The following is an 18,070-nucleotide window of genomic DNA, read 5'->3' as shown; positions in this document are numbered from 1 at the left end:
GTACGGCCCCGGTCTTCTGATTTTTTGCTGTCACATCAACGGCTTCAGCGTCTGGTAGAGCTGACTGAAAACCTGGCGCCGCCCGGCATAGTCGGCGTGACGCTGTGCATCAGGCTCATGCCGTTGCTCAAGTGGCAGTTGCGGCAACAGGGTGTGCAAATCGCAGCCCGGCGTCATGGCGATCTGCGCCAGCCGCGCCGCGCCCAGCGCCGGACCAACATCACCGCCGGTGCGGTAGTCAAGGGTCTGGCCGCTGATATCCGCCAGCATCTGACGCCAGTACGCGCTGCGCGCGCCGCCGCCGATCAGCGTGATACTCTGCGGCTTTACCCCACATTCGTGTACCACATCCATCCCCTGCGCCAGCGCATAACCCACCCCTTCAAGCACGCTGCGAGCCAGTTCTGCCGGGCCATGCTGATGGGTCAGGCCAAAGAAAACGCCTTTAGCCTGCGGATTATTGTGCGGCGTGCGTTCTCCGGAAAGATAAGGCAGGAACCACAGCGCGCCAGCGTCCTCGCTGGCCTGTTGCGCCGCGCTAATCAGCGCCGGCACGCTGTCCATACCGGTCAGTTTCACCGCCCAGTCGAGGCAGGAGGCCGCACTGAGCATCACCGACATCAGATGCCAGCGCGACGGCAGGGCATGACAGAAACTGTGTACCGCCTGTTCCGGCCGGCTGAGAAACCCGTCGCTGACGGCGAAATACACCCCGGAGGTACCCAGCGATAGCATGGCCTGCCCGGCATCGACCATCCCGGCGCCGATGGCTCCCGCCGCATTATCGCCGCCGCCCGCCACCACCGGCACCTGCGCCATTCCCCAGCGCCCGGCCGCCTCTGCGCTTAAAGCGCCCGTAACCTGGCACCCCTCAAACAGCGCCGGCATATGTTCCCGGCTCAGGTGACAGGCGTCGAGCATCCTGTCACTCCAGTCGCGCTGCGCCACATCCAGCCACATCGTGCCGGCGGCATCGGACATGTCGCTGGCGAACTCGCCAGTCATCCGCAACCGCAGGTAATCTTTCGGCAGTAAAACCTTCGCGACCTGGCGAAAGATCTCTGGTTCATGGCGTTCCACCCACAATAATTTCGGGGCGGTAAAACCGGGCATCATCAAATTGCCGGTGATGTCGCGCGACTGCGCTACCAGGGACTCCAGCAACTGGCACTCCCGGGCGCAGCGTCCGTCATTCCACAATATTGCCGGGCGCAGAACTCGCTGATGTTTATCAAGCAGCGTTGCGCCATGCATCTGGCCGGCGAGGCCAACGGCTTTAACACCGCGCAAATCATGCTGCCGTCCCAGCGCCTGCATCGCCTTATCCGTCGCCTGCCACCACTGCTCCGGGTCCTGTTCGGACCATAGCGGATGAAGGCGGGATACCGTCAGCGGTTCGGTACGGGAGGCCAGCACGTCTCCCTGCTCCCCGAGCAGTATCGCTTTCACCCCCGAGGTGCCAAGATCGATCCCGATATACATTGCCACCACTCCTTAACAGAGCGCCACGGCAGGCGTGGCGCAGTGTGGTTTATTTATTGAAAAGATATTCAGATCTTATTTATCGAACAGATAGTAGTTAACCAGGTTTTCCAGCCGCTCCTGCTGGCCGCTGCGATGTACCGGATCGAGGTTATGCTGCTGCGCGTATTGCGCCAGTTCCGCCAGCGTCAGCTGCCCCTTGAGGATTTGCTGCCCCAGCTCGCCGTTCCACCCGGCATAGCGCTGCGCCACACGCTTATCCAGTTCACCGTCCTCAATCATGCGGGCCGCGACTTTCAGCGCCAGCGCCATGGTATCCATCGCGCCGATATGGCCATAGAACAGGTCATATTTATCGGTGCTCTGGCGGCGCACTTTCGCATCAAAGTTCAGACCGCCGGTCGTGAAGCCTCCGGCTTTAAGGATCTCATACATCACCAGCGCGTTCTCTTCCACGCTGTTCGGGAACTGGTCAGTGTCCCAGCCCAGTTGCGCATCGCCGCGGTTGGCATCCACCGAACCAAAAATTCCCAGCGCGATCGCCGAGGCGATTTCATGATGGAACGAGTGACCGGCCAGCGTGGCGTGGTTAGCTTCGATGTTAACCTTGATCTCTTTTTCGAGGCCGAACTGTTTCAGGAAGCCGTACACCGTCGCCACATCATAATCATACTGGTGCTTGGTTGGCTCCTGCGGTTTTGGTTCGATCAGCAATGTACCGCGGAAACCTATTTTGTGTTTGTGCTCCACCACCAGTTGCATAAAGCGGCCAATCTGCTCGCGCTCCTGGCGCAGATCGGTATTCAGCAGGGTTTCGTAACCCTCACGCCCCCCCCACAGGACATAATTTTCCCCACCCAGTTGCTGAGTCGCATTCATCGCTGTAAACACCTGGGTCGCCGCCCGGGCGAACACTTCCGGGTCCGGGCTGGTGGCGGCGCCGGCGCCGTAACGTGGATTGGTAAAACAGTTAGCGGTTCCCCACAGCAGCTTCATACCGCTCTGCTGCTGTTTTTCTCCCAGTACATCAACCATTTGGGCAAAATGACTCAGATATTCATTCAGCGTCGCGCCTTCCGGGGAAACATCCACATCATGGAAGCAGTAATACGGTACATTCAGTTTGTAGAAAAATTCGAACGCCACATCGGCTTTCAGCTTCGCCATCGCCAGCGCGTCGCCGGCGTGCTGCCAGGGACGATCGAACGAGCCGATACCAAACATGTCGGCGCCGTTCCAGCAGAATGTGTGCCAGTAGCAGGCGGCAAAACGCAGATGATCCTCCATACGCTTGCCCAGCACCAGCTCGTCCGGGTTGTAGTGGCGAAATGCCAGAGGGTTAGTGGTTTTCGGGCCTTCATAGCGTACGCGGTCGAGTTGATCGAAATAGGCTTGCATAATGTGAACTCCGTATTCAGGGAAATGATGCTCTACAGCAGTAGAACCATCCTGGATTTTCCCTGCGCGGCGCTCAATTACGTTATTTCACAGGCGGATTCAGAGAATACCCAAACGTGCGCCAGCTCGCAAAAAAGGCTATATCACCGTCGTCAATAAAATTTTTACGGCACCATAAAATACGCTGACGATTAAAATTCGATCGCGGTCATATTTCACTTAAATAGATAAAAAATCATAACCCGGTAATAAGAACCCGTAATTGCCAGGCGAAAAGATCTGATATTAATGTTAGCCGTTGTTGTTAACGTTTCTTCATCTGAGTATCCGCGACCGGAGGCCTTACATGACCCACAACCACATATCCGGGCTGACGACTCTCTCAGGCGCATCCGTGCGCAACGGTGCCGTAACCCGCCACCCGGATAATATCCCGTAGCCAGCCCGCGCCATTATCCGGAGAAACGTTTAAAATAATCGCCCCTTTCATTTTATTCTCTTCAGGATGTTCAGATGTGGTCATAATAAGGGAGTCACAATAATGTATTCATCAAACCACAGCGCCGCGATTTACCCGCCCATCAATAATCAATGCCCGACATTTCTCTGCCTCACCAGCGGCGTATTAAGCCACCTTGTCGGCGTCCGGAAAATAATAAATCCACGGTTCAGTAACCTTAGTGCAAAAGGAAAGCCGCAACAGCTCACATTCTCAACGGTAAATCCCCCGGCAGCGTTTATTATCTGCTATTGAGTTGAGTGCTAACGTCTACGTCTGGAAACTACAACATGTTTGAGAAGCGTCACCGTATTACCCTGTTATTCAACGCCAACAAGGCCTATGACCGCCAGGTGATTGAAGGTGTGGGGGAGTACCTGCAGGCGTCGCAGTCTGAATGGGACATCTTCATTGAAGAGGATTTCCGTACCCGTATTGAACACATTAAAGAGTGGCTGGGCGACGGCGTCATCGCCGATTTTGATGATAAAGAAATCGAAATCCTGTTGGCCCATACCGATGTGCCAATCGTCGGCGTCGGCGGCTCTTACCATCGCCCGGAGGACTATCCGGCGGTGCACTATATTGCTACCGATAACTTTGCGCTGGTGGAGCGCGCTTTCCTGCACCTGCGGGAAAAAGGCGTCCACCGCTTTGCCTTTTACGGTCTGCCTGCCTCCGGCGGCAAGCGCTGGGCGCAGGAGCGGGAACACGCGTTTCGTACTCTGGTCAGCCGCGAGAACTATCAGGGGGTGGTTTATCAGGGGCTGGAGACGGCGCCGGAAAACTGGCAACACGCCCAGAATCGCCTCGCCGACTGGGTGCAAACGCTCCCGCCCCAGACCGGTATTATCGCCGTCACCGATGCCCGGGCGCGCCATCTTCTACAGGTCTGCGAACATTTACACATCCCGGTGCCGGAAAAGCTGTGCGTGATCGGTATCGATAATGAAGAATTGACCCGCTATCTGTCCCGGGTAGCGCTGTCATCCGTCGCCCAGGGCACTCGCCAGATGGGTTATCAGGCCGCCAAACTGCTGCATCGCCTGCTGGCCGGGGAAACATTACCCCTGCAGCGCATCCTGGTTCCGCCGGTACGGGTGATCGAACGCCGCTCCACCGACTACCGCTCGCTTACCGATCCGGCGGTAATCCAGGCCATGCACTATATCCGCAATCATGCCTGTAAAGGGATTAAAGTGGAGCAGGTGCTGGATGCCGTGGGCATATCGCGCTCCAATCTGGAGAAGCGTTTTAAAGAAGAGGTGGGTGAGACCATTCACGCGGTGATCCACGCCGAAAAGCTTGAGAAAGCCCGCAGCCTGCTGATCGCCACTTCGCTGTCGATCAACGAGATCTCCCGGATGTGCGGCTATCCGTCGCTACAGTATTTTTATTCGGTGTTTAAGAAAGAGTATGACGCCACCCCCAAAGAATATCGCGAACGTCATGGCGAAGCGCTGATGTAAGGCCGACGCGGCGCCGGCCTCACAGAGGGTCACAGCCAGTTACGGCGCTTAAAGTACAGGTACGGCGCCAGCCCGGCCAGAATCATGAAAATGATCGCCGCCGGATAGCCAAAACTCCAGCGCAGCTCCGGCATGAACTCAAAGTTCATCCCGTAGCTGGAGGCCACCAGCGTCGGCGGCAGGAATACCACGGAGACCACTGAGAAGATCTTAATAATCCGGTTCTGCTCGATGTTAATGAAGCCCATTGCCGCCTGCATCAGGAAGTTCACCTTCTGAAACAGTGATTCGTTGTGCGGCAGCAGGGATTCAATATCGCGGATGATCTCTCTGGCCTGCTCCAGTTGGCTGCCGGGCAGACGCGCTTTACGTACCAGAAAGTTGAGCGCACGCTGGGTATCCATCAGACACAGGCGCACTTTCCAGCCGATATCTTCCTGCCCCGCCAGCGTGGAAAGCGCGTCGTCATACTCATCCCCCTGCTGGCCCTCCATGATCACCCGGCTGAGCTTTTCCAGATCGCTGTAGATGTTTTCGATCTGATCGGCGAGCTGTTCGATTTTGGTCTCGAACAGATCGAGCAACAGTTCATAAGCATTGCCGTCGACCATTGACTGATTGCGGGCGCGCATACGGTACAGGCGAAACGCCGGCAGTTCGCGCTCGCGCAGGGTGAACAGACGGCCATTGCGGATAGTGAACGCCACGGTGGAGTTACCGGTGTGGTCTTCCGCATCTTCAAAAAGAAAAAATGAGTGAATGTGCAGGCCGTCTTCGTCTTCGAAAAAACGTGCCGATGCTTCGATGTCTTCCAGTTCCGGCCGGGTGGCCAGACTCTGGTCCAGTTCGCTCTGAACGCGCTGGCGCTCATCGTCGTCGGGCTCCATCAGATCCACCCAGACAGCATTGGCCAGCGTATCCACCTCATCAAGTTCAAGGCGTGACAGACGATTGTTTTCCAGTTGAAATGCGCTCAGCATGACCGGTACTCCCAGGACAAAATGTCATCAACAACACTTCGCGGAGCACACCGAAACGAGCAGAGTTTCAGAGCCAACGATCTGACTCAATGCGACGGGAGAGAATCGGGTCGCCGATAACCACTAAGGCTATCAGCATAAGAGGACAGCCTTAGTGGTTATTCCTGGATAACAGGTTAATGAGCCAGCATCTACTGGGTGTGTCCAAGGCGAGTGTCCTCTTAGTGTAATCGTGCGCGCATGTTACGCCAGCCGCCATATGGCGTCAACACGCAACCCGCAGCCGCAATGGAATAAATCGTTGCCAGTGTAACGCCCCGGCTCAGACGGTTTCCAGCCGCGCGTACGCCGCCACCAGCCACTTAATGCCCTGCCCCTGAAACGCCACCTGCAGACGACTATGCTCGCCGCTGCCTTCCAGATTGACAATCGTTCCTTCACCAAATTTCGGGTGACGCACCCGCTGCCCCAGCTTATAGCCGGTATCATTCTGGGCGACCGGCGTCCCCATGCGCTGGTGACTGACCGGACGACTGACGCTGGCGCGCAGCCGCACCTCTTCCACGCACTCCTCCGGCAGTTCGCCAATAAAGCGCGATGGGCGATGATATGCTTCTTTACCGTACAGACGGCGGGTTTCCGCGTAGGTCATGGTCAGTTTCTGCATCGCCCGGGTAATCCCCACATAGGCAAGGCGCCGCTCCTCTTCCAGACGGCCGCCTTCATCCAGCGACATCTGGCTCGGAAACATTCCTTCTTCCATACCGACGATAAATACCTGCGGGAATTCCAGCCCTTTCGCCGAATGGAGCGTCATCAATTGTACCGCATCCTGCCAGGTATCAGCCTGCCCTTCCCCGGCCTCCAGCGCGGCGTGGGAAAGAAAAGCCTGCAGCGGCATCAGGTCTTCATCTTCATCGTTGTAACTGAACTGGCGCGTCGCCGTGACCAGTTCCTCAAGGTTTTCGATCCGGGTTTGCCCTTTTTCGCCCTTCTCCTGTTCGTACATCATCCACAGGCCGGAATCGCGAATTACCCTGTCGGTCTGCACATGCAGCGGCATTTCCGCCGTTTCATGGGCCAGCGCGTCAATAAGCTCGATAAAACGCTGCAACGCGCTGGCGGCGCGACCGGCGAGCGCTTTTTCCTGCAACAGCAACCGGCTGGCCTGCCACAGGGTCAACTGGCGATCCCGGGAAGTCTGACGCACCACATCCAGCGTACGATCGCCAATACCGCGCGTCGGGGTATTCACCACCCGCTCGAAAGCCGCATCGTCATTACGGTTAGCGATCAAGCGCAGGTAAGAGAGCGCATCCTTGATCTCCTGGCGTTCGAAGAAGCGCATACCGCCATAAATGCGATACGGCATACTGGCCTGCAACAACGCCTCTTCCAGCACTCGCGACTGGGCGTTGCTGCGGTAGAGAATCGCGCATTGTTCCAGCGCGCCGCCGTTTTCCTGCCACACCTTGATGCGGTTGACCACAAAACGCGCTTCGTCCAGCTCATTAAAAGCGCAGTACAGGGAGATAGGCTCGCCGTCGCTGCCATCAGTCCAGAGATTTTTCCCCAGCCGCCCGGCATTGTTGGCGATCAGGGCATTCGCCGCGTTAAGGATGTTATTGGTCGAGCGGTAGTTCTGCTCCAGACGAATAGTTTTCGCCCCGGGAAAATCGTTGAGAAAGCGCTGAATGTTCTCGACCTGCGCGCCGCGCCAGCCATAAATAGACTGGTCGTCATCGCCGACGATCATCACCTTGCCGCTATCCCCGGCCAGCAGGCGAATCCACGCGTACTGAATACTGTTGGTATCCTGAAACTCATCCACCAGGATATTGGTGAAGCGTTCCCGGTAGTGGTTAAGAATATGAGGTTTATTAAGCCACAGCTCGTGAGCGCGCAGCAGCAACTCGGCGAAATCCACCAGCCCGGCGCGATCGCACGCTTCCTGGTAAGCCTGGTAGACCTTCTGCCAGGTCTGCTCTACCGGATTACCATAGCTTTCAATGTGCTGTGGGCGCAGCCCTTCATCTTTTTTGCCATTGATGTACCACATCGCCTGGCGCGGCGGCCACTGCTTCTCATCGAGATTCATGGCCTTAATCAGCCGCTTCAGCAGACGCAGTTGATCTTCGCTGTCGAGAATCTGGAAATCCTGCGGTAAACCAGCGTCCATATGGTGAGCGCGCAGCAGACGATGAGCCAGACCGTGGAAAGTCCCGACCCACATGCCGCCCTGGCTGGTGCCCATCAACTGACCGATACGGTGGCGCATTTCCGCCGCCGCTTTGTTGGTAAAGGTCACCGCCATGATCGAATACGGCGAGCAATTTTCCACCGACATCAGCCAGGCGATACGATGCACCAGCACCCGCGTCTTGCCGCTCCCCGCTCCGGCCAGCACCAGCAAATTGCCGCGCGGCGCCGCAACGGCCTCGCGCTGGTTATCGTTCAGGCTATCAAGCAGGTAAGAAACGTCCATTGGCACCGCCGCGCTTATCAGGTGAGGGTCACTCCCCGTCATACTGTCGGCCGCGCCAGACAAATGCCCGCAGCCGGATGAGGTAAAAGCAAAAACCCTGGATTTTTATACATAACAATCGGGGATTATATCAGCGTCACAAGGGATGCCAAACGGGAAATCTCCAGATGCGGCAACAGCCGGCTATCGTCGATATGCATCAGGTTACCGCCCCGCAGATTAATCCAGCAAGTCTGCATACCGCAGCGCAACGCCCCCGCGACGTCGGTAGTCAGATCGTCGCCGACGTGCAATATCTCCCGATGGGCGATCCCCAGGCGCTGCGCCGCCAGCGCATACATATCGTTAAACGGCTTCGAACGCCCGTCGGGACCGGCGCGCAGAATGAAACGGAAATATTTCGCCAGCCCAAACTGCTGCGGGTCGGCGTTACCGTTGGTGATAGCCACCAGCGGCCGCTTGCTGGCCAGCGCCTCCAGCGCCTGGTGGGTTTCCGGCGCAATCTCAATACGGCTGCGCCACAGGGCGAAGTTCTCCATCGCCTCGCGCGCGCCACGGGTTGCCGCATCGCCGGAAAGCCCGGCGTTAAGTAGCGCCCGCTCAACGCTGCGCCGGCGCCACTCCGTTACATCGTGGTAGATATCCGGCTCTTCCTGACGCAGTTCCTGACGCAGGCGCTGAAAATCCACCACCTGAAATTCACGCAGTGCCGGGTGGTAATTCTGCACAAAAGCGATCGACTCCAGCTCGGTACGGCGGATCACTGGCCGGTTATCGTACAGGGTATCGTCGAGATCGAAAGTGATGGCGGAAATTGTCCCCAACGGTCGGTAAAATTTCATGATTTTTTTCCTCGTTTGGCGCGTGGATGCGCCGCATCATACACCGAAGCGAGGTGTTGAAAATCGAGATGGGTATAGATTTGCGTGGTGGAGAGGTTAGCGTGGCCCAGTAATTCCTGAACCGCGCGCAGATCGCCGCTGGATTCCAGCATATGGGTGGCGAACGAATGGCGCAGCTTGTGCGGATGCACATGGCTGCTCAGCCCCTGCTTAATCCCCCATTCGGAAAAACGCTTTTGCACATTGCGGGCGGAAATACGTTTCCCCTGTTTTGACAGAAAAACCGCATCATCCTCCGGCCCGAACAGCTCGCGTAAATCAAACCAGTGCTCCAGCCAGGTTACCGCGCTGCGCCCGATGGGCACCCGGCGCTCCTTACTGCCTTTGCCCATCACCCACACTTCGCCGGTGGCGAGATCGAGATGCCGGCAATCCATATTGACCAGTTCCGACAAGCGCAGCCCGGCGCCATACATCACTTCCAGCATCGCCCGGTCGCGCACCGCCAGCGGATCGTTGATATCAATGTCCAGCAACTGATTAACATCATCCACTTCGATGTTTTTCGGCAGGTGGCGCGGCGCTTTAGGCGCCGAAACCCCCTTCGCCGGATTGGCCTTCATTTCTCCCTGGCTCACCATCCAGTCGAAAAAGCTACGCAGCGCCGACAGACGCAGAGCGAGGCTCGACGCCTGGAGCCCGGCGCGCCGGCTGCGCACCACAATACCGCGGACCGCCGCCGCATCGCACTGCGCCCAGCTTGCCAGGCGCCCCTCTTCCGCCAACTGAACAACCGCCCGCAACTGGCGGCCATAGTTCAGTAAGGTGAGCGGGCTGAGCTGGCGCTCGACTTTCAGATAACGCAGAAAGCGTTCAACGGCCTCCTGCAAAGGGAGGACCGTCATACCCGCTCGATCCAGCGAGAAAGCAGTTCCGGCAGCATCAGCGCCACTTCCTGGATAAGATGGGTGCCCTGACCTGCCTGATAATGTTGCGGATCGCGACTGCTGAAAATAATCACGCCCTGATCGCCATCGCCGCCGAGCATCGACATCGCCACGGATCCTATCGCTTTACCCTGCGGCAGCATCAACAGAAGTTCCGGCCCGTGCAGCGGCCCCAGATAGTGCAGCGCATCGCCGAAGCGCTGAATGCGCAGCGGCTCAAAGGCGTTACGGTTCAGCGCCAGATAGGTGAAATCGGACGGCGCGCCAATGCGCCAGCGATCGGGGAACAGGCGAATGTTGGCGCCCGCCAGCCCCATTTCCCGGGCCCAACGGTGCAGACGGTTCAGCATATCCTGTAAACTGTCGGCGCCCGCCAGACGGCTTTGCAGCTTCAGCAGGCGGTAGAACAGGCTCTCATTGGTCCGCGCCTGTTCAAGCAGCAGAGACATGTCGCCTTCCAGCTCGCTAATGTAGTGGCGCTGGCGCGCCATATGCCACTCCACCAGCGACACCGTACCGCGCACCGGGTGCGGCACTCGCATTTGCTCAACCTGACGCGCATTGCGAATAAAGAAATCCGGGTGTTGCCGCAGATAATCACAGACCTCCTGGTCTGTCAGTTCCGACGGTTGCTCCTGAGTTTCTCCGGCATTATTCATAGATGTATAAATCCATCATAGACGTGAGTGGCGGGACCGGTCATAAACAGCGGCTGACCTGGCCCCTGCCAGGCGATATCCAGACGCCCGCCGGGTAAATCGACGCGCACCCGCTCTGCCAGCAGGCCCTGCTGAATCCCCACGGCCACCGCACCACAGGCGCCGCTGCCGCAGGCCTGGGTTTCGCCGGCGCCGCGCTCATACACCCGCAGACGCACATATTCGGTATTGACCACCTGCATAAAACCGATATTGGCGCGTTCCGGAAAACGCTCATGGCTCTCCATCACCGGGCCGAGGGTTTCCACCGGCGCGGTGTCCACATTCTCAACCTGAATCACACAGTGGGGATTTCCCATGGAAACCACGCCGCACAATACTGTCTGCTCGGCGGCGCGCATAATATAAGTTTTTTCCGCTTTGTTGGCGCGAAACGGCACCTGGGCAGGTTCGAAAATCGGCTCCCCCATGTTGACCCGCACCAGCTCGTCTTCCGTGACGCTGAGCACCATCCGCCCGTTGGCGGTACTCACGCGGATGTCGCGTTTGTTCGTCAACCCCTTGAGGCGGACAAAGCGCGCAAAACAGCGCGCGCCGTTGCCGCACTGAGCCACTTCGCTCCCGTCGGCATTGAAGATCCGGTAATGAAAATCCAGATCGGGATCGTAGGGCGGTTCGACAACCAGTAACTGATCGAATCCCACCCCCAGATGACGATCGGCAAGCCGGCGGATCAGTTCAGGCGAAAAATAGACGTTCTGGGTGACCGCATCCACGACCATAAAATCGTTACCAAGGCCATGCATTTTTGAGAACTGCATCTCTCACTCCATTACCGCGACTTTCGCACGGCCCTTACTGGGAAATGACCTGGGTCGGGCCGTTGCCCTGGGCGCGATCGTTACGCGCCGGCTCCCCTGACTGCAGTACCGGCGCGGGCGCTTTCTCCACGCCAGCCGGTTTATTGTCCTGCGGCGGGAAATAGAGGGGCCCCTTCAGGCCACAGCCCGCCAGATTCAGGAGAACCAGCATTACAGCCAGCTTACTCGCCATATTTTTCATACCTGATAGCCTGTCATTAATTCATTCTGCTATCTATCATCGCAGGTGATCCCCGAAAAGCAAATAGTCGTTATCACAGAGGGATACTGAAAAAACGTCGCCGGCGGCAACGCCGCGCGGAGCAATTCCTATTCCAGCCCAATACTTTTATACTGCCGCGACGACTTACAACAGGAAGTGGATATGAACGACAGTGAATTTCATCGCCTTGCCGACAGCCTGTGGCTGACCATTGAAGAACGCCTAGACGACTGGGATGGCGACAGCGATATCGATTGTGAAATCAATGGCGGAGTACTAACGTTGAGTTTCGAAAACGGCAGTAAAATCATCATTAACCGCCAGGAGCCGCTGCATCAGGTTTGGCTGGCGACCAAAAACGGCGGCTACCATTTTGACCTGAAAGGGGATGAATGGATTTGCGATCGCAGCGGCGCAACGTTCTGGCAGTTGCTGGAAGAGGCCTGTTCGGCGCAGTCCGGCGAAACGGTCAGTTTCCGCTAATCAGGACTGGTAGCGATGTAACAGCGGCGGCGCGGCGCTATCGTCGTTGTCGTCCTGATTGGCTGGCGCGGTTACCCGACCCGGCTGGGAGCGAAAAGGTATCACCTGGGTGCGCCCGTCGCTTTTCACAATCTGGTAGAACTGCGGCAGGTTAAAGTTGATAAAACTGGAGCCATAGGTAAACCTGTCGTGAGAGGAAGAGTAGAAGCGGCTCACATCGCGCACCAGTTCCTCCATGCTGCCTTCGCAGTGGTGGTAGACCTCCGCCCGGTTGGTCTCATCCAGAATATAAATATTGAAACCCTGCTCGCGGTCGCTCTCTTCAAAGAAGAACTGAATAATCCCCTCACTGGCGAAACCATCTACCACCGGCGGTAACTGCACATGGTGGGTTTCTACCTGAACGGACAGCCCGTGCAATTTGTTGTGGGAGATTGCGCCGTAAAACTCAACGGCATTTTCCAGCTTCTGCACCGACACACTGAGGCGCTCAAAGAACAGTCCCCAGGTCTGGCCCGCCACCCGCAGCGCTTTGAAGCGCCCCGGCTCCAGACGCGTACTGGACAGGCGCAGCTCAATACACTCCGACACCAGCTGCTGTACCCGGGTGCGGATCAGCCCACGCAAATGCTGGCTATAGCAGAAGACTTCCACGCTATCCGGCGGCGCAGCGTCCTGATGCATTTTGCCGAGGATCGTTTTCAGCGCTTCGATCATCGCCTGCTCGCCGTTAAAGTGCAGGGTACGCACTTCATTCCATGAATTGCGGTACAGCAGATCGACGCTACCCACCAGGCACTGCTGATCTTCGCCAAAGCTGAAAACATCCAGCTTACGGAAATCAAAATGCACCACCTGGTTACGGAATGCCGCGGTAGGATCGTATTCAAGGTTAACGATAATCGCCAGATGGCGGATTTCGCAGGGGCTGTACAGCGCTTTCGGCGACGGAGACGGCAGGCGCAGCGGGAAGTGGTGTGAAACATCCGCCACCATCTCCTGCAGTTTCGGCAGATCGACAATACCGTTGCCCTTGATAAACAGGCGGGTACGGGAGGTCAGCAGGCCGTTAAACCAGGCCCAGGCCACCAGCTTATTAAGATAACGGTTATATTCCAGCGGCTGATGGCTGACAATCGAGTCCATATTCGGCGCGCGATTATATAAATACCATCCGCTGCGGTTAGCGCGCCCCGGCGGCACGTGGATGAACGTCAGATTCGGCTCCGACAGGTCCGGGGAGATCTGCGGGTTCACCAGCGTTACTTTACCCGGCAACGCTTCAAAGGCCGCGTACAGTTTGCGGGTCAGGACGCCAATATCCTGCGGGCTGGCGCTGACGCTAAGATTGTTGCGCCGCGCGAAACGAATCAAATTGCGGTAGCTCTGCATCATCGCATCGAGCAGCTCGTTATGGGCCCGGCGCACTTCATCGATTTTCCAGTTCGCCCGGTTATCAAGCATTGTCAGCCGCGCGTTATCCCAGCCCCACTCTTTCACCAGTTGGCTCAGGACTTCCCGACGCCAGCCGACGCAGGCCCGCTCACGGGAGAGTTTTTCACACACTTTCAGATAAAAACAGCGGCGCACCAGATCCAGCCGGGCAGTATCTTCAATCTGCACCAGGTAGCGGGTAACGCGCTCAAGCATCATGCAGTAAGGATCGAGACCGAATGAAACGATTTCACCATCGTGCAGACGCTGTTTGATCTCTTTGGCCAACAGCCGGGTATTGGGGTATTCCCAGGAATAGGCTTCCAGCAGCAGGGTTTTCAGCACCGCTTTATAAGGAGAGTCGATACTCTTGTACAACTGCCAGAGGCTGGCGCCGAAGTACTCTTCCGCCGACATGGAGCTCAGCCCGCCGAGATCCAGCCACTCATTGGGCGTCAGTACGCCCTGGGCATACAGCGACATGACATAATCGTCGTAGTGTTCTTCTTCGTCGCCGGGCACCATATTCCACAGAATACGTTTCCCCGCCAGGCGCACCGCGGTGCGGTAGAATTCATCCAGCAACAAAATATGCTGTGTCGAACCGCAGTCCTCACCGCCGAGGCTACCGCTCTCATTATGGCGGAAGCGGTTTTCGTCAATCAGGAAAAAGCTTACTTCAACGCCGAGCGACGCAGCCCATGTTTCCAGCAGGCTGCACTTGCGCTGCAGTAGCTGGCGCTCTTCGGTATCCAGCCACGACTGGTGGCAGACCCAGATATCCAGATCCGACGAACAGCTTTGACCAACCGAGGAGGTACTGCCCATGGAGTAGACGCCGGTAATGGGAAGTTCCCCGGGCAACGTCTTCTGGGGCGGCATACCGCGCATCAGTTCCAGTTCATGAAGGTAATGGCGTTGGGTTTCATCAGGCGTGTAAAGGCAAATACCGTGGGGAACGTTACCGTCAAGGAACCCCGGCATTAGCGGATGATGATAGTGCAACAATGTCGGCAGAAGACTGTATACCTGCTGGAAAGCAGGTCCCATGGCGGCCAACGCGCGATCGACACGCAGTTGGTTGATGGCATCCAGTCTCTGTTTCAGAGTCTCAATATAGAGGTACAAGACATATCGCCTGATGGTTTCAGTATTTCAAAAAAAAGTCCTGCTTCAGCGTATCGCCTTTATCATTTTATGTGGCGCCAGGCTGACAATTGCTGGAAACGTGATCAATTTAACACCTTGCTGATTGACCGTAAAGAAAGATACGCTACCCGATGAGTTTAGCACCGCCTGGCCATCTTTTTTCCCATAATACGAACTACATCCCTCTTTTTATCCAAAAGCCGTTGAAACTGACAGCCTTTCGCTAACAATGTTAGGATGGTCAGCGGACGATAATGACGGTAACAAGCATGTTAGACAATGTAATGAGAATTGCCACTCGCCAGAGCCCGCTCGCCCTGTGGCAGGCGCACTACGTGAAATCCCGCCTTGAGGCCTGCCATCCAGGACTGACGGTTGAACTGGTGCCAATGGTCACCCGGGGTGACGTAATCCTTGATACGCCGCTGGCGAAAGTGGGCGGCAAAGGGCTGTTCGTGAAAGAGCTGGAGCTGGCGCTGCTGGAAAACCGGGCGGATATCGCCGTGCATTCCATGAAGGATGTGCCGGTCGAATTCCCGTCGGGGCTCGGACTGGTCACTATCTGTGAGCGTGAAGACCCCCGTGATGCCTTTGTCTCCCACCATTACGCCAGTCTGGATCAATTGCCGCCCGGTAGCGTTGTCGGCACTTCCAGCTTGCGCCGCCAGTGCCAAATCGCCGCACGGCGTCCGGATCTGCAGATCCGCTCCCTGCGCGGTAATGTCGGCACCCGTCTGAGCAAGCTGGATAATGGCGAATATGACGCCATTATTCTGGCCGTCGCCGGGCTGAAACGTCTGAAACTGGAGCAGCGCATTCGCTGCGCCCTGGCGCCCGAAGTATCATTACCTGCGGTCGGTCAGGGGGCGGTCGGTATTGAATGCCGGCTGGACGATGCGCGGACCCGCGCGCTGCTCGAACCGCTTAACCACCCGGAAACGGCGTTGCGCGTCAGCGCGGAACGGGCGATGAATACGCGCCTGGAAGGCGGATGCCAGGTACCGATCGGCAGCTATGCCGAACTGATTGATGGCGAGATCTGGCTGCGCGCCCTGGTCGGTGCCCCGGACGGTTCGCAAATTATCAGCGGCGAACGGCGCGGCAAGCCGGAAGATGCCGAAGCGCTGGGCGTGTCGCTGGCCGAAGAGTTGCTTAATAAGGGCGCCCGGGAAATTCTTAGCGCCGTATATGGCGGAGACAGCGCGCTATGAGTATCCTGGTCACTCGCCCTTCCCCCGCCGGAGAACAGTTAGTTAGTCGGCTGCGCGCGCAGGGGCGGGAGGCCTGGCATTTACCGCTGATTGAGTTTTCCCCGGGACAGGGACTCTCCGCGCTTCCCGGGCAGCTTAACGATCTGCGGCCTAGCGATTTAGCATTTGTGCTATCGCGGCAGGCGGTGAGCTTTGCTCATGGCGAACTTTCCCGCCGCGGTATAGCGTGGCCGGGTGGTATTCAGTGGTTTGCTATCGGCCGCGCCACCGCTCTGGCCCTGCATCAGGTTAGCGGCCTGCCGGTCAGTTACCCTCTGGATCGGGAAATCAGCGAAGTATTGCTACAATTACCAGAATTACAAAATATTTCCGGCAAGCGCGCGCTGATTCTGCGCGGTAACGGTGGCCGGGAACTGCTGGCGGAAACCCTGACGCAGCGCGGCGCCGACGTCGCGTATTGTGAATGTTACCAGCGGCAGGACCGGCATTACGATGGAACAGAGGAAGCCGGCCGCTGGCAGGCCAGGGGTGTGAGCACGCTGGTCATCACCAGCGGCGAGATGCTCCACCAGCTTTTTGCTCTGATACCCGACTGGTACCGAACCAGTTGGCTACTACGCTGTCGGCTGATCGTCGTCAGCGAACGGCTGGCGAACCAGGCCCGGGAACTGGGCTGGCAGGATATTCGGATCGCTGACAATGCAGATAACGATGCGCTACTGCGCGCGTTGCAATAACACAAATAATGGGATGCCATAATGACGGAACAAAAAGACGCCTCCGCCATGGTTGAAGAAACCACGCCGGCCACCGCGGCGACGCCACAGCCGGAAAATGCAGACAAGACGCCGCAACCGGAAAAAACGCAAAAACCGTCCCGTAGCGGCACCGCGGGTATCGCGCTGGGCGCGATCGCCATCGCGATAGCCCTGGCGGCCGGCGCCGGTCTGTACAGTTGGGGCAAAAGCCAGGCCACCGCCCAGAGCGCGGCCAGCGATGCGCTGGCCTCACAACTGACGTCGCTGCAAAAAGCCCAGGATCAGCAAAAAGCCGGACTGGAAGCGCTGGTGAAACAGCAGGCCGACCAACTGGCGCAAGCGCAGTCCCGTCAGGCCAGCCTGTCCCGCGATCTGGAGGAGTTGCAACAAAAAGTCGCCACCATCACCGGCAGCGACGCCAAAACCTGGATGCTGGCGCAGTCCGATTTTCTGGTCAAACTGGCAGGCCGTAAACTATGGAGCGATCAGGACGTCACCACCGCCGCCGCGCTGCTCAAGAGCGCTGACGCCAGCCTGGCTGATATGAACGATCCCAGCCTGATTACTGCCCGCCGGGCGCTGACCGACGATATCGCCACCCTCTCTGCCCTGACCCAGGTAGACTTTGACGGCATCATTCTGAAGCTCAATCAGCTTTCCGATCAGGTGGATAACCTGCGGCTGGCGGACAACGACAGCGACGGCTCGCCGATGGACGAAGACAGTAGCGAGATCTCCACATCCCTGAGCGAGTGGCGCCAGAATTTGACCACCAGCTGGCATAATTTTATGGACAGCTTTATCACCATTCGTCGCCGTGATGAAACAGCCGTGCCTCTGCTGGCGCCAAACCAGGATGTGTACCTGCGGGAGAATATCCGCTCGCGCCTGCTGGTCGCTGCCCAGTCAGTACCGCGCCACCAGGACGAAGTTTACAAACAGTCGCTGGAAAATGTCGCGACCTGGGTACGCGCTTACTACGATACTAACGATTCCGTCACGAAAGCGTTTCTTGAAGAGCTGGACGGTCTCAGCCAGCAGAGCATCAGCATGGATGTACCGGATACCCTGAAGAGCCAGCCGATTCTGGAAAAACTGGTGCAGACCCGGGTGCGCAGTCTGATCGCGCAGCCTGGCGCAGTGGCGGCCGGCGCTGAACAGAATGCCGCCGCCGCACCGCAGGGAGAATAG

General features: G+C 57.6%; 17 protein-coding genes. 5 read left to right on the top strand and 12 right to left on the bottom strand.

Translation table 11 applies throughout. The annotated features are described in order from the left end of the window. Nucleotides 1-30 precede the first annotated feature (30 nt). The 3 genes from xylB to AQ981_RS27635 form a co-directional block, all read right to left on the bottom strand. A complete protein-coding gene (gene xylB / locus AQ981_RS10970; RefSeq protein ID WP_058911791.1) occupies nt 31-1,482 on the bottom strand; it encodes a xylulokinase in 1,452 nt (483 codons plus the stop codon). 75 nt (nt 1,483-1,557) lie between these two features. Continuing rightward, nucleotides 1,558-2,880 (bottom strand): xylose isomerase, encoded by a 1,323-nt coding sequence (gene xylA, locus AQ981_RS10965; protein ID WP_058911790.1) that lies wholly within the window; start codon nt 2,878-2,880, stop codon nt 1,558-1,560. A 382-nt stretch (nt 2,881-3,262) separates the two neighbouring features. After that, nucleotides 3,263-3,403: a hypothetical protein gene (locus tag AQ981_RS27635; RefSeq protein WP_154675931.1), complete on the bottom strand. Its 141-nt coding sequence runs from the start codon at nt 3,401-3,403 to the stop codon at nt 3,263-3,265. 266 nt (nt 3,404-3,669) lie between these two features. On the opposite strand from AQ981_RS27635, the gene xylR reads away from it, so the two are divergent. Next, complete coding sequence (gene xylR / locus AQ981_RS10960) at nt 3,670-4,848, top strand: D-xylose utilization transcriptional activator XylR (protein WP_058911789.1); 1,179 nt, start codon at nt 3,670-3,672, stop codon at nt 4,846-4,848. Between the two features lie 29 nt (nt 4,849-4,877). Here xylR and corA read toward each other — a convergent pair whose 3' ends face one another. The 8 genes from corA to lptM all read right to left on the bottom strand — a co-directional run bounded on the left by corA (nt 4,878) and on the right by lptM (nt 11,823). After that, nucleotides 4,878-5,828, bottom strand: coding sequence for a magnesium/cobalt transporter CorA (gene corA, locus AQ981_RS10955; protein ID WP_058911788.1), 951 nt, complete (start codon nt 5,826-5,828; stop codon nt 4,878-4,880). 151 nt (nt 5,829-5,979) lie between these two features. Further along, the gene (gene ysgD / locus AQ981_RS28515) at nt 5,980-6,087 is read right to left on the bottom strand and encodes a YsgD/CorL family protein (RefSeq protein WP_420809752.1); all 108 of its coding nucleotides are present in this window, start codon (nt 6,085-6,087) and stop codon (nt 5,980-5,982) included. Between the two features lie 63 nt (nt 6,088-6,150). Next, nucleotides 6,151-8,313 carry a DNA helicase II gene (uvrD, locus tag AQ981_RS10950; protein WP_058911787.1) on the bottom strand — a complete coding sequence of 721 codons (2,163 nt, stop codon included), beginning with the start codon at nt 8,311-8,313 and terminating at the stop codon, nt 6,151-6,153. Between the two features lie 125 nt (nt 8,314-8,438). Next, entirely contained in the window at nt 8,439-9,155 is a 717-nt protein-coding gene (gene yigB, locus AQ981_RS10945) for a 5-amino-6-(5-phospho-D-ribitylamino)uracil phosphatase YigB (RefSeq protein WP_058911786.1), read from the bottom strand. After that, nucleotides 9,152-10,060 (bottom strand): tyrosine recombinase XerC, encoded by a 909-nt coding sequence (gene xerC, locus AQ981_RS10940; protein WP_058911785.1) that lies wholly within the window; start codon nt 10,058-10,060, stop codon nt 9,152-9,154. Before xerC ends, yigB begins: the two co-directional genes overlap by 4 nt. After that, complete coding sequence (locus AQ981_RS10935) at nt 10,057-10,761, bottom strand: DUF484 domain-containing protein (protein WP_058911784.1); 705 nt, start codon at nt 10,759-10,761, stop codon at nt 10,057-10,059. Before AQ981_RS10935 ends, xerC begins: the two co-directional genes overlap by 4 nt. Continuing rightward, nucleotides 10,758-11,582, bottom strand: a complete 825-nt coding sequence (gene dapF, locus AQ981_RS10930) for a diaminopimelate epimerase (protein ID WP_058911783.1) — start codon at nt 11,580-11,582, stop codon at nt 10,758-10,760. Before dapF ends, AQ981_RS10935 begins: the two co-directional genes overlap by 4 nt. 34 nt (nt 11,583-11,616) lie before the next feature. After that, nucleotides 11,617-11,823, bottom strand: coding sequence for an LPS translocon maturation chaperone LptM (lptM, locus tag AQ981_RS10925; RefSeq protein WP_058911782.1), 207 nt, complete (start codon nt 11,821-11,823; stop codon nt 11,617-11,619). A 183-nt stretch (nt 11,824-12,006) separates the two neighbouring features. Between lptM and cyaY the strand changes: the two genes are divergently transcribed. Then, complete coding sequence (cyaY, locus tag AQ981_RS10920; protein WP_058911781.1) at nt 12,007-12,327, top strand: iron donor protein CyaY; 321 nt, start codon at nt 12,007-12,009, stop codon at nt 12,325-12,327. Here the strand turns inward: cyaY and cyaA are convergent, their stop codons facing one another. Next, on the bottom strand, nt 12,328-14,889 hold the full coding sequence (cyaA, locus tag AQ981_RS10915; RefSeq protein ID WP_058911780.1) for a class I adenylate cyclase: 2,562 nt from the start codon (nt 14,887-14,889) through the stop codon (nt 12,328-12,330). It lies immediately after the preceding gene. Nucleotides 14,890-15,179: 290 nt separating this feature from the next. Here cyaA and hemC point away from each other — a divergent pair, with 290 nt between their 5' ends. The 3 genes from hemC to hemX are packed head-to-tail and all read left to right on the top strand — an operon-like array spanning nt 15,180 to nt 18,070. Continuing rightward, entirely contained in the window at nt 15,180-16,121 is a 942-nt protein-coding gene (hemC, locus tag AQ981_RS10910) for a hydroxymethylbilane synthase (RefSeq protein ID WP_058911779.1), read from the top strand. Next, on the top strand, nt 16,118-16,858 hold the full coding sequence (hemD, locus tag AQ981_RS10905; RefSeq protein ID WP_058911778.1) for a uroporphyrinogen-III synthase: 741 nt from the start codon (nt 16,118-16,120) through the stop codon (nt 16,856-16,858). The genes hemC and hemD overlap by 4 nt, the downstream gene beginning before the upstream one ends. 21 nt (nt 16,859-16,879) lie before the next feature. Next, nucleotides 16,880-18,070: a uroporphyrinogen-III C-methyltransferase gene (gene hemX / locus AQ981_RS10900; protein ID WP_058911777.1), complete on the top strand. Its 1,191-nt coding sequence runs from the start codon at nt 16,880-16,882 to the stop codon at nt 18,068-18,070.

The organism is Entomohabitans teleogrylli, assembly GCF_001484765.1.
Classification (GTDB): domain Bacteria; phylum Pseudomonadota; class Gammaproteobacteria; order Enterobacterales; family Enterobacteriaceae; genus Entomohabitans; species Entomohabitans teleogrylli.
Note: the sequence above shows the minus strand (reverse complement) of the source record. Positions and strands in the feature narration are given on the sequence as shown.

Bases quoted from the DNA above. Each gene is read 5' to 3' on its own strand.
- hemD (WP_058911778.1), top strand. From the start codon at position 16,118: ATGAGTATCCTGGTCACTCGCCCTTCCCCCGCCGGAGAACAGTTAGTT.
- cyaY (WP_058911781.1), top strand. From the start codon at position 12,007: ATGAACGACAGTGAATTTCATCGCCTTGCCGACAGCCTGTGGCTGACC.
- lptM (WP_058911782.1), bottom strand. From the start codon at position 11,823: ATGAAAAATATGGCGAGTAAGCTGGCTGTAATGCTGGTTCTCCTGAAT.
- dapF (WP_058911783.1), bottom strand. From the start codon at position 11,582: ATGCAGTTCTCAAAAATGCATGGCCTTGGTAACGATTTTATGGTCGTG.
- xerC (WP_058911785.1), bottom strand. From the start codon at position 10,060: ATGACGGTCCTCCCTTTGCAGGAGGCCGTTGAACGCTTTCTGCGTTAT.
- hemX (WP_058911777.1), top strand. From the start codon at position 16,880: ATGACGGAACAAAAAGACGCCTCCGCCATGGTTGAAGAAACCACGCCG.
- xylA (WP_058911790.1), bottom strand. From the start codon at position 2,880: ATGCAAGCCTATTTCGATCAACTCGACCGCGTACGCTATGAAGGCCCG.
- AQ981_RS10935 (WP_058911784.1), bottom strand. From the start codon at position 10,761: ATGAATAATGCCGGAGAAACTCAGGAGCAACCGTCGGAACTGACAGAC.
- yigB (WP_058911786.1), bottom strand. From the start codon at position 9,155: ATGAAATTTTACCGACCGTTGGGGACAATTTCCGCCATCACTTTCGAT.
- xylR (WP_058911789.1), top strand. From the start codon at position 3,670: ATGTTTGAGAAGCGTCACCGTATTACCCTGTTATTCAACGCCAACAAG.
- xylB (WP_058911791.1), bottom strand. From the start codon at position 1,482: ATGTATATCGGGATCGATCTTGGCACCTCGGGGGTGAAAGCGATACTG.
- uvrD (WP_058911787.1), bottom strand. From the start codon at position 8,313: ATGGACGTTTCTTACCTGCTTGATAGCCTGAACGATAACCAGCGCGAG.
- AQ981_RS27635 (WP_154675931.1), bottom strand. From the start codon at position 3,403: ATGACCACATCTGAACATCCTGAAGAGAATAAAATGAAAGGGGCGATT.
- corA (WP_058911788.1), bottom strand. From the start codon at position 5,828: ATGCTGAGCGCATTTCAACTGGAAAACAATCGTCTGTCACGCCTTGAA.
- hemC (WP_058911779.1), top strand. From the start codon at position 15,180: ATGTTAGACAATGTAATGAGAATTGCCACTCGCCAGAGCCCGCTCGCC.
- ysgD (WP_420809752.1), bottom strand. From the start codon at position 6,087: ATGGCGGCTGGCGTAACATGCGCGCACGATTACACTAAGAGGACACTC.